The 26,201-nt window shown below is 70.1% G+C and carries 22 protein-coding genes, 2 tRNA genes and 1 pseudogene; 18 read left to right on the top strand and 7 right to left on the bottom strand.

Annotated elements, in window-relative coordinates; translation table 11 throughout:
* Positions 1–81 precede the first annotated feature (81 nt).
* From AB2L57_RS09755 to serA, 3 genes are all read left to right on the top strand, one after another.
* Positions 82–600: a DNA polymerase III subunit gamma/tau gene (locus AB2L57_RS09755; protein ID WP_292813855.1), complete on the top strand. Its 519-nt coding sequence runs from the start codon at positions 82–84 to the stop codon at positions 598–600.
* Complete coding sequence (locus AB2L57_RS09760) at positions 597–962, top strand: bacitracin resistance protein (RefSeq protein WP_292813857.1); 366 nt, start codon at positions 597–599, stop codon at positions 960–962. Before AB2L57_RS09755 ends, AB2L57_RS09760 begins: the two co-directional genes overlap by 4 nt.
* A gap of 186 nt (positions 963–1,148) precedes the next feature.
* Positions 1,149–2,753 carry a phosphoglycerate dehydrogenase gene (gene serA, locus AB2L57_RS09765; RefSeq protein WP_409046975.1) on the top strand — a complete coding sequence of 535 codons (1,605 nt, stop codon included), beginning with the start codon at positions 1,149–1,151 and terminating at the stop codon, positions 2,751–2,753.
* Positions 2,754–2,959: 206 nt separating this feature from the next.
* Here serA and AB2L57_RS09770 read toward each other — a convergent pair whose 3' ends face one another.
* Entirely contained in the window at positions 2,960–3,505 is a 546-nt protein-coding gene (locus AB2L57_RS09770) for a TetR/AcrR family transcriptional regulator (protein ID WP_292813863.1), read from the bottom strand.
* A gap of 93 nt (positions 3,506–3,598) precedes the next feature.
* On the opposite strand from AB2L57_RS09770, the gene AB2L57_RS09775 reads away from it, so the two are divergent.
* The 10 genes from AB2L57_RS09775 to AB2L57_RS09820 all read left to right on the top strand — a co-directional run bounded on the left by AB2L57_RS09775 (position 3,599) and on the right by AB2L57_RS09820 (position 15,375).
* On the top strand, positions 3,599–5,194 hold the full coding sequence (locus tag AB2L57_RS09775; protein WP_292813867.1) for an MFS transporter: 1,596 nt from the start codon (positions 3,599–3,601) through the stop codon (positions 5,192–5,194).
* The gene (locus AB2L57_RS09780; RefSeq protein ID WP_292813869.1) at positions 5,157–6,209 is read left to right on the top strand and encodes a 3-isopropylmalate dehydrogenase; all 1,053 of its coding nucleotides are present in this window, start codon (positions 5,157–5,159) and stop codon (positions 6,207–6,209) included. Before AB2L57_RS09775 ends, AB2L57_RS09780 begins: the two co-directional genes overlap by 38 nt.
* 57 nt (positions 6,210–6,266) lie before the next feature.
* The gene (locus AB2L57_RS09785; protein ID WP_409046976.1) at positions 6,267–7,373 is read left to right on the top strand and encodes a branched-chain amino acid aminotransferase; all 1,107 of its coding nucleotides are present in this window, start codon (positions 6,267–6,269) and stop codon (positions 7,371–7,373) included.
* Positions 7,374–7,394: 21 nt separating this feature from the next.
* A complete protein-coding gene (locus AB2L57_RS09790; RefSeq protein ID WP_409046977.1) occupies positions 7,395–8,159 on the top strand; it encodes a fumarylacetoacetate hydrolase family protein in 765 nt (254 codons plus the stop codon).
* A gap of 22 nt (positions 8,160–8,181) precedes the next feature.
* Positions 8,182–9,432: an MFS transporter gene (locus tag AB2L57_RS09795; protein ID WP_292815090.1), complete on the top strand. Its 1,251-nt coding sequence runs from the start codon at positions 8,182–8,184 to the stop codon at positions 9,430–9,432.
* Positions 9,433–9,639: 207 nt separating this feature from the next.
* Positions 9,640–11,151 (top strand): glutamate--tRNA ligase, encoded by a 1,512-nt coding sequence (gene gltX, locus AB2L57_RS09800; RefSeq protein WP_409046978.1) that lies wholly within the window; start codon positions 9,640–9,642, stop codon positions 11,149–11,151.
* A 78-nt stretch (positions 11,152–11,229) separates the two neighbouring features.
* Positions 11,230–11,301, top strand: a tRNA-Gln gene (locus AB2L57_RS09805).
* A 237-nt stretch (positions 11,302–11,538) separates the two neighbouring features.
* Positions 11,539–12,324: a DeoR/GlpR family DNA-binding transcription regulator gene (locus AB2L57_RS09810; protein WP_292815120.1), complete on the top strand. Its 786-nt coding sequence runs from the start codon at positions 11,539–11,541 to the stop codon at positions 12,322–12,324.
* Entirely contained in the window at positions 12,321–13,322 is a 1,002-nt protein-coding gene (locus tag AB2L57_RS09815) for a 1-phosphofructokinase family hexose kinase (protein WP_292815122.1), read from the top strand. The genes AB2L57_RS09810 and AB2L57_RS09815 overlap by 4 nt, the downstream gene beginning before the upstream one ends.
* Positions 13,315–15,375: a fructose-specific PTS transporter subunit EIIC gene (locus AB2L57_RS09820; protein WP_409046979.1), complete on the top strand. Its 2,061-nt coding sequence runs from the start codon at positions 13,315–13,317 to the stop codon at positions 15,373–15,375. Before AB2L57_RS09815 ends, AB2L57_RS09820 begins: the two co-directional genes overlap by 8 nt.
* Before the next feature lie 77 nt (positions 15,376–15,452).
* On the opposite strand, the gene AB2L57_RS09825 is transcribed toward AB2L57_RS09820, so the two are convergent.
* Positions 15,453–16,091: an MBL fold metallo-hydrolase gene (locus tag AB2L57_RS09825; protein ID WP_409046980.1), complete on the bottom strand. Its 639-nt coding sequence runs from the start codon at positions 16,089–16,091 to the stop codon at positions 15,453–15,455.
* A gap of 108 nt (positions 16,092–16,199) precedes the next feature.
* Between AB2L57_RS09825 and AB2L57_RS09830 the strand changes: the two genes are divergently transcribed.
* The 3 genes from AB2L57_RS09830 to AB2L57_RS09840 all read left to right on the top strand — a co-directional run bounded on the left by AB2L57_RS09830 (position 16,200) and on the right by AB2L57_RS09840 (position 18,860).
* A tRNA-Glu gene (locus AB2L57_RS09830) sits at positions 16,200–16,272 on the top strand.
* A 277-nt stretch (positions 16,273–16,549) separates the two neighbouring features.
* A complete protein-coding gene (locus tag AB2L57_RS09835) occupies positions 16,550–17,128 on the top strand; it encodes a PadR family transcriptional regulator (RefSeq protein WP_292814759.1) in 579 nt (192 codons plus the stop codon).
* Between the two features lie 37 nt (positions 17,129–17,165).
* Positions 17,166–18,860 (top strand): AarF/ABC1/UbiB kinase family protein, encoded by a 1,695-nt coding sequence (locus AB2L57_RS09840; protein ID WP_292814751.1) that lies wholly within the window; start codon positions 17,166–17,168, stop codon positions 18,858–18,860.
* 63 nt (positions 18,861–18,923) lie between these two features.
* Here the strand turns inward: AB2L57_RS09840 and AB2L57_RS09845 are convergent, their stop codons facing one another.
* On the bottom strand, positions 18,924–19,895 hold the full coding sequence (locus tag AB2L57_RS09845; protein WP_292814753.1) for a lytic transglycosylase domain-containing protein: 972 nt from the start codon (positions 19,893–19,895) through the stop codon (positions 18,924–18,926).
* A gap of 247 nt (positions 19,896–20,142) precedes the next feature.
* On the opposite strand from AB2L57_RS09845, the gene AB2L57_RS09850 reads away from it, so the two are divergent.
* Complete coding sequence (locus tag AB2L57_RS09850) at positions 20,143–20,841, top strand: NUDIX hydrolase (protein ID WP_409048610.1); 699 nt, start codon at positions 20,143–20,145, stop codon at positions 20,839–20,841.
* 140 nt (positions 20,842–20,981) lie between these two features.
* Here AB2L57_RS09850 and AB2L57_RS09855 read toward each other — a convergent pair whose 3' ends face one another.
* The 3 genes and pseudogenes from AB2L57_RS09855 to AB2L57_RS09865 all read right to left on the bottom strand — a co-directional run bounded on the left by AB2L57_RS09855 (position 20,982) and on the right by AB2L57_RS09865 (position 24,650).
* Complete coding sequence (locus tag AB2L57_RS09855) at positions 20,982–22,388, bottom strand: IS1380 family transposase (RefSeq protein WP_409046981.1); 1,407 nt, start codon at positions 22,386–22,388, stop codon at positions 20,982–20,984.
* 1,417 nt (positions 22,389–23,805) lie between these two features.
* Positions 23,806–24,021: pseudogene (locus tag AB2L57_RS09860) on the bottom strand (IS1380 family transposase); the annotation flags it as partial.
* A gap of 122 nt (positions 24,022–24,143) precedes the next feature.
* The gene (locus tag AB2L57_RS09865) at positions 24,144–24,650 is read right to left on the bottom strand and encodes a flavodoxin family protein (protein ID WP_409046982.1); all 507 of its coding nucleotides are present in this window, start codon (positions 24,648–24,650) and stop codon (positions 24,144–24,146) included.
* Between the two features lie 166 nt (positions 24,651–24,816).
* On the opposite strand from AB2L57_RS09865, the gene AB2L57_RS09870 reads away from it, so the two are divergent.
* Entirely contained in the window at positions 24,817–24,963 is a 147-nt protein-coding gene (locus AB2L57_RS09870; RefSeq protein WP_292814442.1) for a hypothetical protein, read from the top strand.
* A gap of 135 nt (positions 24,964–25,098) precedes the next feature.
* Here the strand turns inward: AB2L57_RS09870 and AB2L57_RS09875 are convergent, their stop codons facing one another.
* A complete protein-coding gene (locus tag AB2L57_RS09875; protein ID WP_409046983.1) occupies positions 25,099–26,127 on the bottom strand; it encodes an LLM class flavin-dependent oxidoreductase in 1,029 nt (342 codons plus the stop codon).
* Between the last annotated feature and the right edge of the window lie 74 nt (positions 26,128–26,201).

The raw sequence follows: 26,201 nt of genomic DNA on the forward strand, positions 1-26,201 counted from the left end.
AGGCACGGCTCATGCCCGGTCGTCGCGGCCCCCACCCGGGGCGGCGGCGGCCGGGTCTTCGTTTCGGCGTACGCTGGAGCGGTGAGCACCCCCCGCGACGACGACGCCCTGAGCTGGGGCGACGATGACCCGACGCTCGTGACGGGTGGCCCCGACACCGCAGAAGCCCCCGCCCGGGAGGCCCGCTCCGAACGCCTCCCGGAGGGCTGGAACGCCGTGGGAAGGGGTAGCGACGGGGACGGACACGTCACGCCTGCGCCGGATGCGGACCCCGTCGAGACCGACGACGAGGACGCCCGTCCCGCCGCCGGCAGCGCCGCGCTCGTCGCCGTCGGCGTGCTCGGCGGCATCTATCTGCTCTACGCCATCGGCTGGCTCATCGGGGGCCTCCGCCTGCAGGGGCGCTACCAGGTGCTCGTCACCGACGCGATGTATCAGGGCGCACTGTGGGTCGCCACGGCCGCGCCGCTGATCTGGTTCGGCACCGTCCTGTTCGCCACGAGAGGCTCGCGGGCCTGGGTGCGCGGCCTCTGGCTCGTCGCGGGTGTGCTGCTGCTCGTGCCGTGGCCCTTCATCATGATCGGAGCGGTGGGCGCATGACCACGGCCGACGCCGGACCCCCGGCATCCCGTCCCTCGACGCCCGTTCCCGTGCTCGCGGGCATCGGAGGCGTCTTCGCCCTGTTCTACGCGTACGCGATCTGGCAGGCGATCGGCAATCTGGCCGGCTCCGTGCAGGCGGCGTCGGCGGTGGATGTCTCGCTCAACGCCCTCGGCTGGTTCATCTGGATCTTCGCGATCGTCTTCCCCGCCCTCGTCTTCGGCGCGGCGTTCGCGCTGTCCTGGCGGCGGGGGAGCGCGACCTACGCGCTCGTGCTCCTCGCGGGCCTCGGGCTGGTGGGCGTGTTCTGGCTCAATGTCGTCGCCTACACGAGCCTGAACACGGCGGCGGTCATCGGCTGACAGCATCCATCGCCCCCGCGAGCGTGAGTGGATGCTGTCGCACGCCGTCATGCGGCGCCGGGTCGGCGCGGTGAGCCGATAGGCTTTCAAAGCCTCGCCCCCACGGTGTGCGGCGCGGCGATCTCCCGCACCGCCCTGCGCCGCGACGCCTCGTTCGCCCGGCCGCGTTACCCGAAGGACCGCTCCGTGACGAAGCCCGTCGTCCTCATCGCCGAAGAACTCTCTCCCGCCACGATCGACGCTCTCGGGCCCGACTTCGATGTCCGCAACGTCGATGGCACCGACAGGCCCGCGCTGCTTGCCGCCCTCGCCGACGCGCAGGCCGTGCTCGTGCGCTCGGCCACCAAGATCGATGCCGAGGCCCTCGCCGCGGCGCCCTCGCTGAAGGTGGTCGCCCGCGCCGGCGTCGGACTCGACAACGTCGACATCAAGGCCGCGACGACCGCCGGCGTCATGGTCGTCAACGCCCCCACATCGAATGTCATCTCGGCGGCCGAGCTGACCGTGGGGCACATCCTGAGCCTCGCCCGGCACATCCCCGCCGCGCACGCCTCGCTGGCGGGCGGCGCGTGGAAGCGCAGCTCGTTCACGGGCACCGAGCTGTACGAGAAGACCGTCGGCATCGTCGGCCTCGGACGCATCGGCGCGCTCGTGGCCGAGCGGCTGCGCGCCTTCGGCGTGCGCGTCGTGGGATTCGACCCCTACGTCACCCCGGCGCGGGCGCAGCACCTGCAGGTCGAGCTGCTCTCGCTCGACGACCTCGTCCGCGAGAGCGACTTCATCACGGTCCACATGCCCAAGACGCCCGAGACGGCCGGCATGATCGGCGCCGCGCAGCTGTCGGCCATGAAGCCCACCGCCTTCGTCGTGAACGTCGCGCGCGGCGGCCTCGTCGACGAGGACGCGCTCTACATGGCCCTGACGACCGGCGAGATCGCGGGCGCCGGTCTGGACGTGTTCTCGAGCGAGCCGCCGACCGAGGACTCGCCCGCCCGGCGCCTGCTGGATCTGCCGAACGTCGTCGTCACACCGCACCTCGGCGCGAGCACCGAGGAGGCGCAGGAGAAGGCCGGCGTGTCCGTCGCCCGCTCGGTCAAGCTCGCGCTCGAGGGCGACCTCGTGCCCGACGCGGTCAACGTCGCCGGCGGCGTCATCGATCCCTTCGTGCGCCCCGGAATCGCCCTCGTCGAGCAGCTGGGCCAGTTCTTCGCCGCGCTCGCCCCGAGCGCCCTCACGAGCCTCGACATCGAGGTGCGCGGCGAGCTCGCCGCGTACGACGTGAGCGTCTACCGGCTGGCGGCCCTCAAGGGGATCTTCACGAACATCGTCAGCGAGAACGTCTCGTACGTCAACGCGCCTCTCTTCGCGGAGCAGCGCGGCATCGAGACCCGCATGATCGTCGAAGCCGACAGCCCGTTGTACCGCAACATCACCATCCTGCGCGGCTCGCTCTCCGACGGCAGCGTCCTGACCGTCGCCGGCACGCTCGCGGGCACCCGGATGGTGCCCAAGGTCGTCGCGATCGACGGTTACGAGATCGAGGTGCCGATCGCCCGCCACCACGTCGTGATGCGCTACGCCGACCGCCCCGGGATCGTCGCGATCTACGGCAAGAAGCTCGGCGACGCGCAGATCAACATCGAAAGCCTTCAGGTCGCGCACCCCGACGCGACGGGTCGCGCACTCTCGGTGCTCACGGTCGACAAGCAGGTTCCCGACGAGATCCTGCAGGAGCTGCACCGCACGGTGGGGGCCGACCTGTTCCAGCGGATCGAGATCACCGAGGCCTGACCGGCGCGAGCCGATCCCGCGGGCGTCGCCGTCCCGCGGGTGTCGCCGGCGCCGTTCTAGCCGCGAACCACCACTTTTGCAGCGAGCCACCACACGACGCGTGGTGGCTCGCTGCAAGAAGTGGGTCTCGGCGTCGCGCGGCGCGGCGTGGTGCGCCGCCGTGGCCCCGCGCGGCCGCACCGCCGAGCGAGCCGGGATGCCGGGGCTCAGCGCCCCGTCGAGGATTCCACGAGCGCGATGAGCGCGTTCAGCTCCTCGCCCTCGGGCACGGGGCCCGACACGGACCCCACCGTGAGGGCGTTGTTGAAATACAGCCCGTCACTGACGAGCATGATCAGCTGGAGGGCGGTCTCGTCGCGCGCGTGCGGGCGGAGGGCGTCCTCCCACAGGATGCGCAGCTCGCGGATCGCGGCGCCGGCCGAGGGGTGACCGTTCTGCGCCAGGCGCGACACGGCGACGATCGCACGGTCCAGAGGCGATCCGGTCATGATCGACGTGCGCATGAAGGCCGCGACGGGACCCTCCGGCGAGCTCTTGATCTGCTCGATGTCGTCGGCCGAGAGTGCGCGCAGTCGCTGCAGGAGCCCCTCCACGAGCGCCTCCTTCGAGGCGAAGTGGTACAGGAGTCCGCCCTTGGAGACGCCGGCGGCGCGGGCGGTCGCGTCGAGCGTCGCCGAGCGCTCGCCCTCGTCGATCACGAGGGACTCGAAGGCGTCGAGCACGCTCTCGCGGGCACGGGGAGGGCGACTCATGGGGTCGATCGTATCTGGGACGGCGCGGGTGGACCGGATGGCAGCATCCTGTTACTATACCGACTGGACGGTTTAGGAACGAACGACGGAATCATGGCACTGCACACTCTCGACACCCCCCGCATCACCCCTCGCGACGAGCGGGTCGGCTGGCGTGCCTGGGCCGCGCTCGCGGTGCTGATGCTGCCGGTGCTGCTGGTCTCGGTCGACAACACGGTGTTGAGCTTCGCGCTGCCGCAGATCGCCCTCGACCTGGCGCCGACGAGCGCGCAGCAGCTGTGGATCATCGACGCCTATCCCCTCGTGCTGGCGAGCCTGCTCGTGACGATGGGCACCCTCGGCGACCGCTTCGGTCGACGGCGCCTGCTGCTGATCGGGGCGACGGGGTTCGGGATGCTGTCGATCCTCGCCGCGTTCGCCCCCACCGCCGAGCTCCTCATCGCCGCCCGCGCGGGGCTCGGTGTCTTCGGCGCGATGCTGATGCCGTCGACGCTGTCGCTGCTGCGCAGCATCTTCCGCGATCGAGAGCAGCGGCGCCTGGCGATCGCGGTCTGGGCCGCGGGCTTCAGCGCAGGCATGGCGCTCGGCCCGATCGTCGGAGGTTTCCTGCTCGAGCACTTCGCGTGGGGATCCGTCTTCCTGCTCGCCGTGCCCGTGCTCATCCCGCTGCTCATCGCGGCACCGCTGCTGATCCCCGAGAGCCGCGACCCTCGTCCGGGCCGCATCGACCCGGTCTCGATCGCTCTCTCGCTGGCCACGATGGTTCCCCTCGTCTACGCGATCAAATCGCTCGCGGTCGACGGTTTCGAGGGACCCGCGCTCTGGCTGCTCGGCGCCTCCGTGCTCGGCGGCGTCCTCTTCGTCCGACGTCAGCTGCGCGCTCCGAGCCCCATGCTCGACATGGCGCTCTTCCGCCGTGGCACGTTCAGCGGGGCCGTGCTGGTCAATCTGCTCAGCGTCATCGGGCTCGTCGGGTTCCTCTACTTCGTGGCGCAGCACCTCCAGCTCGTGCTCGGGCTGAGCCCGATGGACGCCGGTATCGCGCTGCTGCCAGGACTTGCGGTGATGATCACCGCGGGCCTGGTCGTGGTGCCGATCGCTCGCCGTGTGCCCGCGCGGGTGCTCGTGCCCGCGGCACTCTCGCTGTCGATCGCCGGGTACCTGATCGTCGCCCTCACGACCGACGCGCAGAGCCTCGGGATGCTGATCCTCGCGTTCATGGCGCTCGGCGCCGGTATCGGCATGGCCGAGACCGTCTCGAACGAGCTCATCCTCTCGAGCGCGCCCGCCGACAAGGCGGGAGCGGCGAGCGCCGTCTCAGAGACCGCATACGAGATGGGAGCGGTGCTCGGCACGGCCGTCATGGGCGGCATCCTGACCGCGTTCTACCGCGCGACGCTCGAGCTTCCCGCGGGGCTGCCGGAGTCGGCATCCCTCGCCGCACGCGAGACGCTCGCCGGGGCGATGAACGCCGCCGAGGGACTCGAGCCCGCGGTCGGTCAGGCCCTGCGCGAGGCCGCGGCGCACGCCTTCGACGGGGGAGTGGTGATCACGTCGCTCATCGGCGCCGCCCTCATCGTGCTCGCGGCGGTCATCGCGGCCACTACTCTGGGGGGATCCCATCGGATCCATCCCCAGGAGCTGCAGCACAATGTCGCGCGTCGTCAAACTGGCCGTCATTCCGGGTGACGGCATCGGTCCCGAGGTCATCGCCGAAGCGCAGAAGGTGCTGGATGCCGCCGTCGCGACCTCTGCGGTGAGTGTCGAGAGCACGCAGTTCTCTCTCGGCGCGGGGCGCTTCCTCGAGACGGGGGAGACTCTCACCGATGCCGATCTCGACGCCATCAAAGAGCACGACGCCATCCTCCTCGGCGCGGTCGGCGGGATTCCCGGCGACCCACGGTTGAAGGACGCGAACATCGAGCGCGGGCTGCTGCTGAAGCTGCGGTTCGAGCTCGACCACTACGTCAATCTGCGCCCGTCGAAGCTGTATCCCTCGGTGCCGGGCCCGCTCTCCGACGCCGGCGAGATCGATTTCATCGTCGTGCGCGAGGGGACCGAGGGCCCCTACGTCGGCAACGGCGGCGCGCTGCGACGCGGCACGCCGCACGAGGTCGCCACCGAGGTGTCGGTCAACACCGCGTTCGGCATCGAACGGGTCGTCCGTCACGCGTTCGACCTGGCCGAGAAGCGCTCGAAGCGGCTGACGTGGGTGCACAAGACCAATGTGCTCGTGCACGCGGGGGCCATCTGGCAGCGGATCGTCGGCGCCGTGTCGCAGGAGCACCCGGACGTGGCCGTAGACTACCTCCACGTCGACGCGGCCACGATTTTCCTGGTGACGAACCCGTCTCGCTTCGACGTGATCGTCACCGACAACCTCTTCGGCGACATCCTGACCGATCTGGCCGGTGCGATCACCGGAGGAATCGGACTTGCGGCCTCGGGCAACATCAATCCCGGCGGCGCTTTCCCCTCGATGTTCGAGCCGGTGCACGGATCGGCTCCCGACATCGCCGGGCAGCAGAAAGCCGACCCGACGGCGGCGATCCTCTCCGTCGCGCTGCTGCTCGATCACCTCGGCCTCGCCGAGGAGGCCTCCCGCGTCACCCGAGCGGTCGAGGCCGACATCGCGGAGCGCACCGGCTCCGTCCGCACGACGAGCGCCGTCGGCGACGCGATCGCCGCGAGGCTGCAGGCGTAACCTGGAGCCCGCGGGCGGCGCGGCGGCGTCCCCACCTCTTCTACCGGCAGGACTGACATGACCCTCATCGACTCCGATCCCGACGCCGGACTCGCGCCCCTCGAGTTCGCCGTCGCGAAGAACCTCGCGGCCAAGAGCCCGGCCGCCCGTGCCGAGATCCTCGCCAGCCCCGGCTTCGGCACGAGCTTCACCGACCACATGGTCGACATCTGCTGGTCGGTCGGCGGTGGCTGGCATCGCCCGCGCGTGCAGCCCTACGGCCCGATCAGTCTCGACCCGGCGGCGGCGGTGCTGCACTACGGGCAGGAGATCTTCGAGGGCATCAAGGCCTACCGTCACGCCGACGGCTCGATCCACACGTTCCGCCCCGACCAGAACGGCCGGCGCCTGCAGCGGTCGGCCAGGCGCCTGGCGCTGCCCGAGCTGCCCGTGGAGTACTTCATCGAGTCGCTGCGCGCACTCATCGCGGTGGACGGCGACTGGGTGCCCTCAGGCGCCGACCAGAGCCTGTACCTGCGGCCGTTCATGTTCGCGAAAGAGGCGTTCCTCGGCGTACGCCCCGCGCACAAGGTCGCGTACTACGTCATCGCCTCGCCCGCCGGCGCCTACTTCAAGGGCGGCGTGCAGCCGGTGTCGATCTGGCTGAGCGAGGACTACGCCCGAGCCGGCAAGGGCGGCACGGGGGCGGCCAAGACCGGCGGCAACTACGCCGCTTCGCTGCTGCCGCAGTCCGAGGCCTACGAGAACGAGTGCGACCAGGTGGTGTTCCTCGACGCCGACGGCAATGTGGAGGAGCTTGGCGGCATGAACGTCGTCTTCGTCTATAAGGACGGCACTCTGGTGACCCCCGAGTCGCCGTCGATCCTCGAGGGGATCACGCGCGATTCGATCCTGCAGCTCGCCCGCGACCGCGGGCACAGGGTCGAGGGGCGCGCGGTGTCGCTCGGCGAGTGGCGCGAGGGAGTCGCCTCGGGCGACATCGTCGAGGTGTTCGCCTGCGGCACGGCCGCCGTGGTCACCCCGATCGGTCTGCTCAAGGGCAAGGACTTCTTCGACGAGCAGCCGACGGGCGACCTCGCCCTGTCGTTGCGCGAAGAGCTCACGGACATCCAGTACGGGCGCCGTGAGGACACCCACAACTGGCTGCTGCGCCTCGACGCCTGACCGGCGCCGTAGGGTGAACGGGTGAAGATCGCACGGTTCAGCCATCACGACAGCATCCGATTCGGCATCGTCGACGACACCGACCTCGTCGTCCTCTCGGGCGACCCGCTGTTCGCGGGGCTCGAGACGACCGGCGAACGTGTTCCGCTGTCTCAGGCGGCGCTGCTGGCGCCCGTGATCCCGCGCTCCAAGATCATGTGCGTCGGGCGCAACTACCACGACCACGCGGCCGAGTTCGGCAACGAGGCGCCGGCCGAGCCGCTGCTGTTCCTCAAGCCCAACACCGCGGTGATCGGGCCCGGCGACGCGATCGTGCGCCCGTCGCAGTCGCGGCGCACGGACTTCGAGGGGGAGCTCGCGGTCGTCATCGGCAGGGTCGGCAAGAACGTGCCCGTCGAGCGCGCGCTCGATCACGTCTTCGGCTACACGATCGCCAACGACGTCACGGCCCGCGACCTGCAGCGCAGCGACGGTCAGTGGGCGCGCGCCAAGGGCTTCGACACCTTCTGCCCGCTGGGCCCCGCCATCGAGACCGAGTTCGACCTCGACGGTGCGCGGCTCACCTCGCGTCTGAACGGAACGATCACGCAGGACGCGCCCCTCACGGACATGGTCCACTCGGTCGCCGACATCATCGCCTACGCCTCGGCGGCGTTCACGCTGCTGCCGGGTGACGTGATCCTCACCGGCACCCCGGCCGGCGTCGGCCCGTTCGAGGCCGGCGACCAGATCGAGATCGAGATCACAGGCCTCGGCACCCTGCGCAACTCGGTGCGGAACGCCTGATGCGCCCCGTCGGCGTCGCGCGATGACGATCGCCGCGGGCGCGCCCGCCGACATCGCGCGCATCCAGCGCCGCACGGTGCTCGTGCTCTCCGCCGGGCAGGTGCTGGGCGGACTGGCCGCGGGCACGACGATCTCGCTGGGAGCGCTCCTGGCCGCCGCAGTCTCGGGGGACGACGCGCTCTCGGGCCTTGCGACCGCCGCTCTCACGCTGGGATCCGCGGCCGTTGCCGTACCCCTCGCGGCGCTCGCGCGCCGCCGGGGCAGGCGCATCTCGCTCACCACCGGCATGCTGATGGCCCTCGCGGGCGTGTTCGTCGTGATCGGCGGGGCGGCGACGTCCCTGTTCCCGGTGCTCTTGCTGGGCTTCCTGCTGGTCGGATCCGGCACCGCGGTCAATCTGCAGTCCCGGTTCGCCGCCGCCGACCTCGCCACCGACCGCACCCGAGGCCGCGACCTCTCGCTCGTGGTCTGGGCGACGACGATCGGTGCGGTGCTCGGGCCCAACCTCGTGGGGCCCGGCGAGGCGATCGGGCGGGCTCTGGGCATGCCGACGCTCACCGGCCCCTACGTCTTCACGATCGTCGCCCAGGTCGCGGCGGTCGCGCTGTACCTCGGGATGCTGCGCCCCGATCCTCTGGTGCTCGCCGACCGCCTCGGGCGCGAGGCGCGGGGCGGGGGAGCGGCCCCCATCGCGCACGATGATCGCCCCCGCGTCGCGCTGTTCGCCATCATCGCGATCGCGGCGAGCCACGGCGTCATGGTGGCCGTCATGGCGATGACGCCCGTGCACCTGCAGCATCACGGCGCCTCGCTGACCGTGATCGGGCTGACGATCAGCCTGCACATCGCGGGCATGTATGCGCTCAGCCCGGTGTTCGGCATCCTCGCGGACAAGCTCGGCCGTGTGCGGGTGATCCTGCTCGGCCAGGCGATTCTGCTCGCCTCCCTCCTCGTGGCCTGGCTCGGCGCCGACGCGCCGTTCGCGGTCGGGATCGCCCTCGTGCTGCTGGGGCTCGGCTGGAGCGCCGCGACGGTCGCGGGATCCGCGTTGCTGACCGAGGCATCCGCCGAGCGCCTGCGCACACGTCGCCAGGGCCGCAGCGACCTCATCATGAACCTCGTCGGCGGCGTCGGGGCGATCGGCGCGGGCTTCGTCCTCGGAGCGATCGGGTACGGCGGGCTGGCGGTGGTGGCGATGGCCGCCGTGCTTGTCGTCGTGGCCCTGCTGCCTCTGACGCGCCCGACCGCCCGGCCCCCGGCATCCACCCCCTGACCGCCTCTCACCCGGCCGCCCGGCCGGCCGTGCGACTCCGGGCGTGCACAACTGCGGACCGGGGGCGTGACACGCCGGTGAGTGCGGCCCACCTGCGGCGTGTCGAGCGATTCTGTCCGCAGATGTGTACGCGGCTGCCGCGCGCGCGAGGCGGCGGGGATGCCGCGACCGGGCGGAGCGGGGCGCCACAACTAGACTGAGCCCTGTATGTCTGAGACCTCGTATCCCACCACGACCGCGACCGGCGCCGATGTGCGCGTGCGGTTCTGCCCCTCGCCGACGGGTCTGCCCCACGTCGGCCTCGTGCGCACGGCGCTGTTCAACTGGGCGTACGCGCGCCACCACGGCGGCACCATGGTGTTCCGCATCGAGGACACGGATGCTGCCCGCGACAGCGAAGAGAGCTACCGCCAGCTGCTGGACGCCCTGACCTGGCTCGAGATCGACTGGGACGAGGGTGTCGAGAAGGGCGGCCCGCACGAGCCGTACCGGCAGTCGCAGCGGCACGACATCTACGCCGGCGTGCTCGAGAAGCTCATCGCGGCGGGCGCCGTGTACGAGAGCTACTCCACCGCCGCCGAGATCGATGCGCGCAACGAGGCCGCCGGGCGCGCCAAGCAGCTGGGATACGACAACCACGACCGTCACCTCACCGACGAGCAGAAGGCCGCGTTCCGCGCCGAGGGGCGGGAGCCGGCCTGGCGGCTGCGTGTGCCCGACGAGGACGTCACCTACACCGACCTGATCCGCGGCGAGGTCACCTTTCCCGCCGGGTCGTTCCCCGACTTCGTGATCGTGCGGGCCGGGGGAGTGCCGCTGTACACCTTCGTCAACCCCGTCGACGACGCGCTCATGGGTATCACGCATGTGCTGCGTGGCGAGGACCTCATGCCCTCGACGGCGCGTCAGCTGGCCCTCTACCGTGCCCTCATCGAGGCCGGGGTGACGAGCTTCATCCCCCGGTTCGGGCACATGCCGCTCGTACTCGGCGACGGCACGAAGAAGCTCTCCAAGCGCGACCCGCGCGCAGACCTCTTCCTGCAGCGGGAGAAGGGCTTCGTTCCCGAAGGGCTGCTGAACTACCTCGCGCTCCTCGGCTGGTCGATCGCTCCCGATCGCGACGTCTTCTCGCTCCAGGAGTTCATCGCCGCGTTCGACATCGTCGACGTCAACCCGAACCCCGCCCGCTTCGACCAGAAGAAGGCGGAGTCGATCAACGGCGATCACATCCGGATGCTGCAGCCCGCCGATTTCGCGGCGCGTATCGCGCCCTACCTGGCCGAGGCCGGGTTCATCGCCCAGCCCCCGACCGAGGCTCAGCTCGCGACGATCGCCGCCTCGGCTCCGCTCGTGCAGGAGCGCGTGCAGATGCTCGGCGAGGTTCCGGGCATGCTCGGCTTCCTCTTCGTGGACGACGTCGTCTACGACGAGGACGCGCTGCAGGGGCTTCCCGCGAACGCGGGTGAGGTGCTCGTCGCATCGGTCGGCGCGATCGAGGTCGTGCCCGATTCCGAGTTCACGGCCGCGGCGATCCAGGCCGCCCTCGCCTCCGCGCTCGTCGACGACCTCGGCCTCAAGCCGCGAATCGCCTATGGGCCGCCGCGTGTCGCGATCACGGGCCGCCGCGTGTCGCCGCCGCTCTTCGAGTCGATGGAGCTGCTCGGCAAGGCCGAGTCGGTGCGTCGGCTCGGGGCCCTGGTCGACCACCTCGCGGGCTGAGGCGGGCCGGGTCGGTTTGGCCGATGCCGTGAGCATCGTCTAGACTTGACCCTTGGTACGGCTTCGGTCGACACCCCATGGGGTATGGTGTAATTGGCAACACGGCGGTTTCTGGTTCCGTTGTTCTTGGTTCGAGTCCAGGTACCCCAGCAAGTAAGACCCTCGAGATCCGGGGGTCTTTTTTGTTGTCTCCTTTTCGGGTGTCGCCTCCTCCCGGCTGCGGCCGGTTCCCGCGCGGTACGTCGGACGCCTTCGTTCCTGTCCGCCGACGCCGCGGGACTGGCGGTGATCGTCTGACTGATGCTCGGGCAGTCGGCCGCGCGGTCGAGTGTTGTTTTCTGTTGATCTCTGTTGTAACGTGTGGGCAATCCTTGAGGAAGAGGCCACATGTACGCAACGGAGCGCCAGGGCGCGATCGAGCGCCAGCTGACATCACGCGGCCGGGTCTCGGTCGTCGAGCTCGCCCGTGAGTTCGGCGTCACCACCGAGACGGTGCGCCGCGACCTCGACTCCCTCGAACGTTCCGGGGCATTGCGGCGCGTGCACGGCGGCGCCGTCGCGGCGGGTCGTGCCAGCACCGTCGAGACCGCCGTGGGAGAGCGCGACATGGTGCGCAGCACCGAGAAGCAGCGCATCGCCGCCCGCGCGCTCGAGGCCCTGCCGGACGGTTTCGAAGGATCCATCTACATCGACGCCGGCACCACGACCGCCGCCCTCGCCCGTGAGCTGGCCGCACACCTCGGCCAAGAGGGCGGGCGGGTCGAGGTGGTCACCCACTCGGTTCCGATCGCGTTCGAGCTCGGTGCGCGCGAGGACCTGCCCGTGACGATCGTCGGAGGACGCGTGCGGGGCCTCACCGCCGCCGCGGTCGGATCGAGCACCGTGCGGGCTATCGAGGGACTTCGTCCCGACATCGCCTTCCTCGGCACGAACGGATTCTCGGCGCAGTTCGGGCTGAGTACGCCCGACCCCGAAGAGGCGGCCGTCAAGCATGCGATCGTCTCGGCCGCCCGTCGGGTGATCGTCCTCGCCGATGCCACCAAGGCCGACGACGAGTACCTCGTCCAGTTCGCGCGCATCGCCGACGTCGACGTCGTCGTCACGGACGCCCCGCTGCCGCCGTCGCTCATCGAGGCGCTCGACGCCGCCGACGTGGAGGTCTGGACCGCATGATTGTCACCCTCACGGCCAACCCCTCCCTCGACCGCACGATCGCGCTCGAGGCGCCGCTCGCTCCGGGCGAGGTGCAGCAGGCGCTCTCGCTGCGAGAGGATGCCGGGGGCAAAGGAATCAACGTCTCGCGAGCGGTCGCGGCGGCCGGTGTCGCGACGACCGCCGTCCTGCCGCTCGCCGACGACGACCCGTACGTCGCGGCACTGCGGGCGGCGCGGATCCCGCACCTCGCGGTGCCGATCGCGGGACATAGCCGCGCGAACATCGCCATCACCGACCCCGCGGGAACCACCACGAAGCTCAATCTGCCGGGCGCGATGCTCTCGGCGACCGACACGACCGACATCATCGCGGCGGTCGTCGATTCCTGCGCAGGTGCCCACTGGCTCGTGCTCGCGGGGTCCCTGCCTCCCGGTCCCGGTGCCGACTTCTACGTCGACGTCATCCGCGCCGTGCGCGCGCGCTGGGGCGACCGATCGCCCCGCGTCGCGGTCGACACCTCCGGCGCGCCGCTGCGCGCCGTCGTCGAGCACGGCGCGCCCGACCTGATCAAGCCCAACGACGAGGAACTCGCCGAACTCGCCGGCGCGACCCTCGACGACGGCACGGACCTCCGCGCGCAGGTGCTGCGCATCGCCGGCGCGATCGTTCCCGCGAAGGTCGGCGCCGCCCTGGTGACCCTGGGCGCCGAGGGCGCGGTGCTCGCCACCTCCGACGGCGCGTGGGTCGGCATCCCGCCCCGCATCCGCGTCGCGAGCACCGTCGGGGCGGGCGACAGCTCGCTCGCGGGCTACCTGCTCGCCGATCTCGCGTCGGATGCGACACCCGAATCGCGTCTGCGATCGTCGATCCGCTACGGCGCGGCTGCGGCATCCCTGCCCGGCACCCAGATCCCCACACCCGACGACCTGCCCGCGGGCACCGTCGCCGTCACCCCGCTCGCCGACGCCGGCGTGCGGGCCGGAACACCACGACCAGAGGAGGTCGACCGTGTCTAACACCATCACCCCGCAGCTCGTCAGTCTGGACGAGCCGCTCGGCACCGACAAGCAGGCGGTCATCCGTGCGCTCGCCGAGCGGGTGGTCGCGCAGGGCCGCGCGACCGATGCCGCCCAGCTCTACGCCGATGCGTGGGCGCGGGAGGAGAAGGATGAGACCGGGCTGCCCGGCGGCATCGCGATCCCGCACGCCAAGAGCGCGTCCGTGACCGAGCCTTCGCTCGCGTTCGCACGGCTCTCGCCCGGTGTCGCGTTCGGCGCCGACGACGGCCCGGCCGACCTCGTGTTCCTGATCGCGGCTCCGGATACGGCCGCCGAGGCGCACCTTGCCGTCCTGTCCAAGCTCGCCCGCAGCCTGATGGACGACGATTTCACCGCCGCCCTACGCGCCGCGACCACGACCGACGAGGCGGTCGCCGTGGTGCGCGGGGCGATCGGCGAAGGGGATGCTGTGCCGACAGCATCCGCCCCCGCCGCTGCCGCGGACCCTGCACCCGCCGCGACGGTCCCGGCCGACGCGGGGGAGCGGACCCGCATCGTCGCCGTCACCGCGTGCGCCACCGGCATCGCCCACACCTTCATGGCCGCGGACGCGCTGACCGCCGCGGGCAAGAAGAGCGGGGTGGACCTCGTGGTCGAGCCCCAGGGTTCGAGCGGATACCAGGCGCTGCCCGCCGACGTCATCGCCGCGGCCGACGCCGTGATCTTCGCGGTCGACGTCGACGTACGGGAGCCGCAGCGCTTCGCCGGCAAGCCGGTCGTGCGCACGAGCGTCAAGCGGGGCATCGACTCGCCCGACAAGTTGATCGCCGAGGCCGTCGCAGCCGCGAAGGATCCGAAGGCCGAGCGCGTCTCCGGCACGGCACAGGCCGCCACGAGCGCCGCCGCGACCGAATCGGTGGGCGCGCGCATCAAGCGCTGGCTGCTCACGGGCGTGTCGTACATGATCCCGTTCGTCGCCGGCGGCGGACTGCTGATCGCGCTCGGCTTCCTGCTCGGCGGCTACGAGGTCACCGCGAACGCGGCGACCGTGATCATCCAGAATTCGCTGTGGGACCTGCCCACCGAGGACATCACCTCGCCGCTCGGGCCGCTGGGGCAGTATCTGGGCTCGGTGGCCTTCATGATCGGCGCCACATCGATGGGGTTCCTCGTGCCGGTGCTCGCGGGCTTCATCGCCTTCGCGATCGCCGACCGGCCGGGTATCGCGCCGGGTTTCGTCGCGGGTGCGGTGGCCGTGCTCATGAACGCGGGCTTCATCGGCGGCCTCATCGGCGGTGTGCTCGCCGGCTTCATCGCCTGGTGGCTGGGGCGCCTGCCCGCCCCGCGCTGGCTGCGCGGCCTGATGCCGGTCGTCATCATCCCGCTGATCGGATCGATCGTCGCGTCGGGCCTGATGATCCTCTTCCTCGGCCGTCCGATCGCGCAGCTCATGGTGGGCCTGACCGACTGGCTGAACAGCCTGACGGGCGCGTCGATCATCGGACTGGGCGTGATCCTCGGCCTCATGATGTGCTTCGACCTCGGCGGACCGGTCAACAAGGTGGCCTACACCTTCGCCACGACGGGTCTGGCCGCCGCCTCGACGAGCGACATCTACGGCACGCCCTTCCTCATCATGGCCGCGGTCATGGCCGCCGGCATGGTGCCCCCGTTGGCGATGGCACTCGCGTCCACCGTCATGGCGCGCGGCCTGTTCAACCCCGTCGAGCGTGAGAACGGCAAGGCCGCATGGCTGCTGGGCGCCGCGTTCATCTCGGAGGGCGCGATCCCGTTCGCGGCGGTCGACCCGCTGCGCGTCATCCCCGCCTCGATGGTGGGCGGTGCCGTCACCGGCGCGCTCAGCATGGCCTTCGGCGTCTCGTCCCTGGCCCCGCACGGCGGCATCTTCGTGTTCTTCGCGATCAATCCGTTCTGGGGCTTCGTCGTCTCGATCGTCGCGGGCGTCGTCGTCTCGGCCCTCGTGGTCGTCGCCCTCAAGAAGTGGGTGCACAAGAAGGGCGCGGCCGAAGAGGCGTCGCTGACACCGGCCGGCGTGCCCGTCGCCGCCTGAGCGACAACGACGAAGAGTGGATGCTGCGGACCCGTGCGGGCTGCGGCATCCACTCTTGTGCGTGTGCGGTGCGCGGCTCAGATGTCGAGCGTGTCCATCGGGTCGAGAGGGATGAACTCGCCGCCGCCCTGCGCCGTGGCCCACTGCAGGCGCGCGCGGTGCATGTCGCGGCCGATGACGGACACCGTCATATCGTGCGTGCCGAAGGCGCGGCGGGGCGCGACGGCGAGGACGAAGTCCATCGCGTCGCCGATCTTGAGCCAGGGGGCCCCGAGGGGTGCGGCCAGGACGTTGACCTCGACGCCCTCGGGGACGGTGTAGGAGTCCCCCGGGTAATAGAGGGTGTCGTTGACGAGCACGCCGACGTTCTGCACCTGCGGCAGGGACTCGTGGATGATCGCGTGCTCGCCGCCGAAGAAGCGCAGCGTGAAGGGCCCGATCTCGACCGTGTCGCCCGACTCGACGACGGTGACGCCGTAGTCCGACGCCGCCCCGGCCACCCCCGCGGGACCGTAGATCGGCACATCGGGCGAGGCGCGTCGGATGCGATCGAGCTGCTCGGGTGTCCAGTGATCGGGGTGCTCGTGAGTGAGGACGACGGCCACGACGTGCGACATCTCGGGGAACGGGGTGCTGAAGGCGCCCGGGTCGATGATGAGCCCTTTGCCTTCGTGCTCGAGGAGGAGGGCGGCGTGTTCGTGCTTGGTCAGGCGCATGAATGAAGTCAATCGCCCGGACAGGGCGTCGGCAAGCCGACCGCCGCGGACCGGCGCCGATTTGTCGAGTGCTCCGAGGTCATGGCATACTTGAACGGTTGTCGACGCGGCCCCATCGTATAGCGGCCTAGTACGCCGCCCTCTCACGGCGGTAACGCGGGTTCGAATCCCGCTGGGGTCACAACACATGAAAAGCCCATCCTTTCGGATGGGCTTTTCGCATTCCGCGGGCGTGCGCCCCGCCCGGCGCCGGTCCCGCTATCCGGGTCGCAGGCGACGCGAACCCACATTTTTGCAGCGAGCCACCACGCGACGAATGGTGGCTCGCTGAAAAAAGGTGGGTTCGGTGAATCAGGCGCGGCCGAACGAAGCGCAAGCCTGGGAATTCCCCGCGAGCGACCCTCAACGACATATCGGTGAGTATCGTTGACGTCATCTCGACCGATGAGGAGATCATCATGAACGGATCGTTCGACGCATTCAACGGGTTCGGCTTCGGCCAAGGCGGCGGAAAGCCCGGCGCCGGAATCTGGGAGGCGATGGAACAGCTGCGCGACGAGTTCGAGCGCCGAGTCGGCCCCAAGGTCGGCGTCCGCATGGGCCGCGGTGACGTGCGTGCGGCCGTGCTCGCCCTGCTCGCCGAGTCGCCGATGCACGGCTACCAGATCATCCACGAGATCGAGGAGCGCAGCGGCGGATCGTGGAAGCCGAGCCCCGGTTCCGTGTACCCGACGCTGCAGCTGCTCGCCGACGAGGGTCTCATCACGGCCGAAGAGGCGAACGGGCGCAAGACCTACGCGCTCACCGAGGCGGGCCAGGCCGAAGTCGATGCATCGGCCGACAAGCCTGCGCCGTGGCAGAGCGGCGCGCGCCCCGACACCGCCGGCCGGATGGCCGCGCTGCCCAAGGCTGGTGTCGAGCTCGCGCAGGCCGCCGCCCAGGTCGCCCGCACGGGCACGCCGGAGCAGGTGCAGGAGGCCGTCGCCGTGCTCGATGAGGCGCGCCGCCGGCTGTACTCGATCCTCGCCCAAGACTGACCCGGTGCCCCCGGCACGTCGGCGTCGCGGAGACAGGATGCCCGACGCCCGCAACACGCGCGCCCGCTACCGTCGTATCCTGCGCTTCGCCGCCCGCTACCTGGTGCAGACGTGGTGGTTCGAGATCGTCCTGCCTCGGTTCGGGCTCGCGAGGGTCGCCGAGCGCACGCGCAGCCGCCGCATGCGGCGGTTCGCACGCCGGTTCCACGTTCTCGCCGTCGACCTCGGTGGCCTGATGATCAAGGTCGGGCAGTTCATGTCCTCGCGCCTGGATGTCCTTCCGCCCGAGATCACGAAAGAGCTCGAGGGCCTGCAGGACGAGGTGCCGCCGGTGCCGTTCGCGGCCATCAAGGCCGCCGCGGAGTCCGAGTTGGGGGTGCCGCTCGAGCGCGCGTACGCGTGGTTCGATCAGACGCCCGTGGCGGCGGCATCCCTCGGCCAGGCGCACCGCGCGCGCCTGATCGAGGCGGACGCGACGCAGACCGGGTTGGATGCCGTCGTCGTCAAGGTGCAGCGTCCCGGTATCCAGCAGATCGTGGACGTCGACCTCGCGGCTCTGCGCCGCGTCGGCGGATGGCTCAGCCGCATCCGGCTCGTGTACACGCGAGTGGATGCTCCGGGGCTCGTGGAAGAGTTCGCGGCGACGAGCCTCGAGGAGATCGACTACCTGCACGAGGCCGGCAACGCCGAGCGGTTCGGCCGCGACTTCGCCGATGATCCCCGGGTCGCGGTTCCCGAGGTCGTCTGGGAACGCACGACCCGCCGCGTGCTCACGCTGCAGGACGTCACCGCGATCAAGGTGACCGATCACGAGGGGCTCCGCGCCGCCGGCATCGACCCGGACGACGTCGCACGCGCCTTCGCCGCCGTCATGTTCGACCAGCTGTTCGATCACGGCTTCTTCCACGCCGATCCCCATCCCGGCAACGTCTTCGTGACGCTGCTGCCCGGGGAGAGTGAGGGGGGCGGCCCGGCGTGGCGGTTCACCTTCATCGATTTCGGAATGATGGGCGAGGTGCCGGGCGGCATCCGTCGCGGCCTTCGCCAGGCGCTCATCGCCGTCGCGACCCGGGACGGGCGCGGGCTGGTCGACGCGATCCGCGAGGTGGGGGTGCTGCTGCCCTCGGCCGACACGGCGGAGCTCGAGCGCGCGATGACCCAGTTGTTCGCACGGTTCGGTGGCATGGGATTCGCCGAACTCGCCCAGGTCGACCCGCGAGAGTTCCGCGACTTCGCCATCCAGTTCGGCGATGTCGTGCGTTCGCTCCCGTTCCAGCTGCCCGAGAACTTCCTGCTCATCATCCGCGCCTCGTCACTGACCTCGGGGGTGTGCAGCGCGTTGAACCCCGCATTCAATCTGTGGGATTCGGTCGAGCCCTACGCGGCGGGGCTCATGCGCGACGAGCGCGGCACCATCGCTCAGGCATTCGGCAAGGAGGCCGTCGAGATCCTCGGTGTCGCCGCGCGTCTTCCGCGGCGGCTCGACGACCTCGTCACCCGGTTCGACGACGGACGGGTCGCGGTCGACACTCCGCGGCTTGATCGGCGTATCGCGCGGCTGGAGGCGGTGACACGCCGTGTCGTGTCGGCCGTGCTCTTCGCGGGCCTCTTCATCGGGGGCGCCGTGCTGCACGCGCAGGCGCCGGTGCTCGGCGTGGTGCTGATCGCCGTCTCGGCGGTTCCGCTGCTGCACGCCGCGTTCGGCGGCCTCGCGGGCCGCGGCCGCGGCTGACGCGAAAGCGCGGGGCGGCAGCATCCATCGTCAGGATGCCGCCGCCCCGCGCTTCGCGAGGTGTCAGTACCAGCCGACCGACTGCGAGTGCGACCAGGCGCCGCAGGGGCTGCCGTAGCGGCCCGAGATGTACCCGAGGCCCCAGGCGATCTGCGTCGCGGGGTTGGTCTGCCAGTCCGCGCCGGCCGAGGCCATCTTGCTGCCCGGGAGGGCCTGGGGGATTCCCGTCGCGCCGCTGGAGGCGTTGTAGGCGTTGTAGCGCCAGCCCGATTCCTTGTGCCACAGCGACACCAGGCACGAGAACTGGTCATCGCCCCAGCCGTAGCCGCCCAGCATGCCGCGCGCCGTGGCTTGCGCGTCGGCGGGGCTCGTGCCGCCGACCGCCCCGCCCGTGGCGTAGACGGGGGCGGGGGCGGATGCTGTCGATGACGACTTTGCGGCTGCCTCGGCCTCGGCGGCGGCCTGTGCGGCGGCTGCGGCGGCCGCTTCCTCTTCGGCCTTCTTGGCCAGCGCTGCGTCGAGGCTGCCGCGCAGGCTCGCGACGCGCTCGTCGACGACGGCCACGAGCGCGGTCACGTCGTCGGTGAGGTCGGGAACGAAGGGGGCGGGCAACACGTCGGCCTTCTCGAGCCGATCGGCGGCGCTCTCGAGGGCTGCCGTGTCGACGCTCGTGTCGGGCTGTCCGATGTCGAGGCCGGCGCCGGAGATGTCGGCCTGAACGCTCGCCGCCGCCGCGACCGAGGCCTCGGCGGCGGCGAGGGCCTCGCGAGCGCCGGTCGAGATCTCATCCGTGCCGCCGTCGGTCACGACGGCCGTGGGCTGTGCGGGCACGACGAAAGAGGCCAGGGCGACGCTCGACGTCGTCGCGGAGGCATCCGCCTGCGAGGCGGGGGTCGCGGTCAGACCCACCGCGGCGACAAGGCCCAGCGCCACCGCCGACGTGAGGATGGCGGGGCGGCGGGCGAGGCGCCGACGGCGCCGCTCGTCGAGGCGTCGTGAGCGGCGGTCGGGGGACGAAGACGTGAAAGAGCGCATGCGTAACCGGGTTCCGTATCGAGGTTCTGCGCCTTCGGGTGGCGCGGGGTGTCCGCGCAGGCGAACACAAAGCGCCGAGTCTTGCAGGTCTCACCTGAGTGCTTCCGGTGTGTTCCCTGGACGTGACGTGCGATCGAACGCTGGGGAAAGCCCTGATCCTGACCCCGCGGGCATCCGGGGCGGCCCTGTTCGGAGACGGGCGTACGCTGAACCCGTGCCCGCAGATCCGTCGCGCCAAGCCGCGCGTATGCAGCTCGCGAGCCTCACCGCCGAACCGCAGAACTCCCGCGCCGCCGCCGCGCTCTCCGCGCGATTCGGCCCCGCGCGCCCGGTGGGCGCGCGCCCCGCGGCGGTGCTGATGCTCTTCGGCGTGCTCGATTCACTGGCGAGCGATCACCGCGCGGCATCAGCCTCGGTCTCGCGTGATCTCGACGTGCTCCTGCTCGCGCGGGCCTCGACGCTGCGCGCGCATCCGGGCCAGGTCGCCTTCCCGGGTGGACGCATCGATCCGGGGGACGAGGGTGCGGTGGGGGCCGCCGTGCGGGAGGCGCGCGAAGAGACGGGCCTTGACCCCGCCGGTGTGGAGGTGCTGGGCACGCTCGCCGAGGTCCCGTTGGCGTACTCGGGTCATGTCGTCACACCCGTGCTCGCCTGGTGGCAGCATCCCTCGCCCGTTCGGGTGGTCGATGCGGGGGAGTCGGCCGATGTCTTCCGCGCGCCCGTCGCCGATCTGCTCGACCCCGCCAATCGCGGCGTGACCGTCCTCCGGAGAGAGGGCCAGGAATGGCGCGGGCCGGGCTTCCTCGTGCCGCGGGGGGACGGCGAGCACCTCGTCTGGGGCTTCACCGGGATGCTGCTCGACGGCCTCTTCGAGTTGCTCGGCTGGTCGGAGCCCTGGGATCGCTCGCGGGTGCTGCCTCTCGCGGACCCGCGGGTGGGTTCCTAAGCCTCGATCCACCGATGAGCCCTGGGGGGCCGGGGGTGGCGTGATCGCCGCGTGGTGACATAGCGGGGGCAGCACTAAGTTCCGGGCGTCGCATCCCGGTCGTCCACTGGGTCTCGGTCGTGCCGCGGTTGCGGCGGTGGTCAGGCGGTCGCCGGTGGCGGTGGTGCGTGCGTGATGGCGAAGAGTCGAGCGAACGCGTTCTGCCAGGGCCAGGCCTCGGGCAGGTGCAGCGTGACACGGCGCGCGGAGCGCGCCAGCCGCGCCGGGACGTGAATCAGGGTGCGGCGGATCGTCGCGGTCGTCGCTCTCGCCAACTGTCCGGCCCTGTCGGCGATCAGACCGGCCGTGCGGGTGAGGTTCAACGCGATCACGGCGAGCACCAGCCAGGCGCTGTTCGCGGTGAACACCCCGGAAGGCAGGTGCGCGAGCGGCCCGTTCTTCAGGTCGGCGTGGACTTGCTCGACGACCGCGTGGCCGCGGTGGGTCTTGTCCGCGACGACGGTGTCCATGTCGTCCGTGCTGGTGGTGGTGAAGAACGCGTGGTGCCGGTAGACGTCGAACAGCGTCGGCTGCTCCAGCTGCCGCGGGTTCAGGTCAGGGATGCGCCGCACCACCAGCCGCCCTTCGACGCGTTCTGCCTTCTTCCTGGACCGGAACGCGGTGAACGGGACCTCGGCGACCTCAGCTTTCGAGATCCAAGCCCCGGTGGTCTCGTCGCGGATCGCATTCGGGTACTCGATCATCGTCCACGCATCATCCGGGATGGTGGCGATCGTGGTCTTCACCGCCGGATCCATCCGGACGGTGACCGACACGTCGGCGCCGGCGTTGATCGCGGTGCCGATCGTGGCGTGCCCGTAGAACGCGGAGTCCGCGCGCAACAACGGCCGGACCCCGGTCACGACACCGGTGCGGCGCAGGACGGCGAGGGCGTCGCCGACGATCCGGGCGGCGCCCTTCGGGGAACCGGTCTTCCCCTGCCGCAGCCGCTGGCCGAGGATCACCGGCGCCGACGAGCTCGTCGATGCCGTGGCGAGCAGCGCGTTCAGACCGCGGACGCCGGAGTACCCGAACCCGGCGCCCTGCTTCTGATACCCGTGGACCTCGATGATCGTGTCGTCCAGATCGACCATCACCCGCTCACCTTCTCGAGCCCGCACCACCGGCGCCCGCGCGGTGAGGTTCCGGAGGACCCGGGAGGCGACGGCGTCGAGCTGGCGGACGTGCCCGAAGGTGAACTGCCGCAGGAACGATCCCAGCGTCGACGGCGCATAGGTCCTTACGAACAGTCGCCCCATGCCGCCGTGGCGGAGCAGGTTCATGTCATCGATCGAGTCCGCTCCGGCGAGCATCCCCGCCACCGGCGCCATCACCTTCGCGCCGGCGTTGGAGCCCTTGTCCGTCGGGACGCTCAGCCGAGACTGGGCGAGCTCGTCCAGCCCCGCGGAGCGGGCAAGACGGAGTATCGGCACCACACCGGCGGCCGACACAAGATTCGGATCATCGAAAGCCGCGGACACCGCGGCAGGAGCGTGCTTGAATTGCATCTACGAGATGCCTCTCGGATCAGGCGAATAGAACCTTCGACAAGCTCTATTCTTCCTGATCAGAGAGGCATTTCTGCGTCACGACGCCCCACTCATCCCATCAAGGTGTCAGACCAACCGGTCACAACTAGATCCATTGTGAAGACCGCGACTACCGGTTCGCTATTCGCCTTTTCGCGCGCACGACGGGCGTACGGCCATGCAGCGGCATCTTCACGGCCGAGACAAGCACGTAGTTAGTGGACGTGTCCCCTACGCGAAACCGCGAGGGAAAGTGACCGTCGATATCCCACCGAACTCTCCACTCAGTCCCCGATCCTCCAATCCGCCTGGAATCCACGGTGACATCATCGGGGTATCTCGAAGCAACGCGCTCGCACCGGAGATCCATCATGAAAACTTCCGCGCCTGTGCTCGGCAAGAGTAGATCTTCACCTCTCTGTCCCGATCGCCAGGCCTCCTCAAACCGCTTGATTGAATCTTGGTATTCGCGGTCGTATGTCCGCGTGTCCGCATTTCTAACCGCGTCGGCGATGACGATCTGTCCTGTCTCTCGACGGAAAGCTCGTACCCGCACAATGAGCCCATTGCCTAGCGTGATCCGCGACACCTGTCCCGCCCCCTACCTCGAGATTGCATTGGAGGGAGCCCGGGCAGTGCTGCCGCCCGGGCTCCCGTCAGTCGCTCACGGTTCCTGTCAGTACGTCGCCGCCCAAGCGGAAGCAGTGTCCCTCGTCGTCGAGCCGACGAAGAACGTTGCGTAACCCTCTACCCGCCACTTGTGCGGCATGACCCCCGTTTGCAGCGGAAGGTTGGCGTAGGTCGTGGAGTACCCCACGTAATTGCTAGGACCGCTTTGCCACGCACCTCCGGTTGCGCCCGGCGCGTTGGTTCGCCAGATGAGGTTTACGTTCTTATTTTTCGCGTACGGAAGGCCAGCCGCTGTGACCTTGATGTTCCACGAACCCTGTGTGCAACCACACGGTCCAGTGATCGGATTCGCCGTTGCCTTGATCGTGAGATAGGTGCCGTATCCGGAGCGTGTGTCGAGTGTGGACACTCGGTCGAGAGAATCGCAGTAGCTGCGAACGGTCGCGGTGGCCTGAGCCAGTTCCTGCGCGCTGAGCGCCTGTCCGGACGGTTTCACTGTATTCAGTTGCTCGGACTTGCAGACGGTGATTACACCGCTGGTCTCCCCTGTCGCCGCGTTCGCCGCAGGTGCCGCAACCACCGACGCGATGAGGAGCAAGGACCCGACGATCGAAACAAGAGCACGCTTCCTCACAGAACAACACCCTCCAAGTAGGTACTCGGCGTTCTCGCCGATTGGGACCCAATCTAGGTGCGGCCGAAGTTTGTGTATGTCATCTCTTCGGGGGACAAGTTTCGTGTAGCGGACCACTAGATCGTTGGATCTGCTCCTGAGACCTGCTCGGCTAGGCGCCACCGGCGCCATCACCTTCGCGCCGGCGTTGGAGCCCTTGTCCGTCGGGACGCTCAGCCGAGACTGGGCGAGCTCGTCCAGCCCCGCGGAGCGGGCAAGACGGAGTATCGGCACCACACCGGCGGCCGACACAAGATTCGGATCATCGAAAGCCGCGGACACCGCGGCAGGAGCGTGCTTGAATTGCATCTACGAGATGCCTCTCGGATCAGGCGAATAGAACCTTCGACAAGCTCTATTCTTCCTGATCAGAGAGGCATTTCTGCGTCACGACGCCCCACTCAACACCCTGGCTCATCGGTGGATCGAGGCTAAGCGCTCTCGCCACGCGCGTCGAGAAGGCCCTTCGCCCATTCGGTGGCGCGGTCGGTCTCACCCGGGAGCACGGGCCCCTCGTAGTCGGCGACGCGGAAGCTCGCCGTGTCGAGCACAGGGAAGCCGAGTTTGCGCGCGGCTTTCGCCGCGCTGCGTGATGCGGCACCCGGCAGGAGAGGCACGTCCACGCGTGTGTCGAACGAGGCGAAGTGAGGGCGGGATCCCGCGCCGAGCTCGTGCAGCCATTCACGGATGCCGCCCGCCAGATCGGTGCTCGCGGCGCCGCGTCGCACCGCGTCCTCGCGGGTGCCGTGCCGAGACATCGAGAACGCATGCGTCGGCCCGCCGACGACCAACAGATCGATGTCGTCCGGCACGGCGCGGGGCGCCTCGGCGACGTCGGTCAGGGTGACGCTCGCGGCGGGGGACAGGCCGTCGCGGATCGCCTCGGCGATCTGGCGGGTGTTGCCGAACATGCTCTCGTAGACGATGAGTGCTTTCACGACGAACCTCCGGTGAGACGGTGAACGGGTGCGTCGCCAGTCTCTGCTTCTGTGCGCGCGCCGTCCAGGCCTGCGCCTGTGTGCTGTCAACCCCGTCGCACTCGGCCCCGCGGAGTCCTACGGTGCAATCGAGGCCCGAACCGCGGGCCGGATGAGGAGGCGCACGATGACAGAGCACCACGGCGGCACCCACAACACCGACGGCTCATCGGATGCCGACGTCGAGGCCGACACGGCTTCGGGCGGCGCTCCCGAGGAGCCCGACACGACCGAAGACGACGGCACACCGGTGGAGAACCCCTCCGGCGGCTGAGGCTTTCTCTGCCGAGCAGAGGGTGGATGCCGGGGCGAGGGCATGTTCCCGGTTGTCGATCCTCTGCTCGGCAACGACCCTCTGCGGATCAGAGGGTGCGGGGCTCCGCACGTGTCGACCCCCCGCCGAGATGCGTCAGACGCGGGCGCCTCGCCATCCGAGAGCGGGCGCGACGTGCTTAGCGAACGACTCGACGATGCGCAGGTTGAACTCCACGCCCAGCTGGCTGGGGATCGTGAGCATCAGCGTGTCGGCGCTGCGGATCGCGGCATCGTCCATCAGCTGTTCGACGAGGATGTCGGGCTCGGCCGCGTACGTCTTTCCGAAGGTGGAGCGGATGCCGTCGATCACACCGACCTGGTCGCCGCCGCCGCTTCCGCCGAAGTACATCCGGTCCTCTGCCGTGGTGATGGGAAAGATGCTGCGACTGACCGAGACGCGCGGTTCGCCCGGGTGCCCGGCATCGCGCCACGCCGCGCGGAACGCGTCGATCTGCTGAGCCTGCAGCTCGTCGAAGGGCAGCCCGCGGTCCTCGGTCAGCAGGGTCGAGGACATCAGGTTCACGCCGACGCGACCCGCCCACTCCGCGCTCTCGCGGTTTCCGGCTCCCCACCACACGCGGGAGCGCAGGCCGGGGGAGTGTGGCTCGATCATCTGGGCCCCGCTGCCGCCGCCGAACGGGCTCAGGGGGTCGCGCTCGGCCAGGCCTTCGCCGTCGATGGCTCGCAGAAACAGGTCGAAGTGCTCGCGAGCGAGATCGCCGCCGCGCGGGTCGGTCGACCCGGTGTAGCCGAAGGCCTCGTAGCCGCGGACGACCGTCTCGGGTGAACCGCGGCTGACGCCGAGTGCGAGGCGGCCACCGCTGATCAGATCGAGCGCCGCGGCCTCCTCGGCGAGGTAGAGCGGATTCTCGTATCGCATGTCGATCACGCCCGTGCCCACCTCGATGTGCCGGGTGCGCGCGGCGATGGCGCTCAGCAGCGGCATCGGAGATGCCTGCTGGCGGGCGAAGTGATGCACCCGGAAGTAGGTGCCATCCACACCCAGATCGTCCATGCCCTGCGCGAGATCGATCGCCTGCAGCATCGAGTCCCGCGCAGTGAGGATGCGGCCGCCGCCGAGAGGACCGTAGTGGCCGAACGAGAGGGTTCCGAAGCGCTGCATGACCTCTCCAACCACCGACCGCGCGGATCCATTCCGGCGCATGCGTCGCCGGCGCGTTAGCGTGGAAGGCCCCG

Origin of the sequence: Microbacterium sp. HA-8 (assembly GCF_046111165.1) — a bacterium.
Lineage (GTDB): Bacteria > Actinomycetota > Actinomycetes > Actinomycetales > Microbacteriaceae > Microbacterium.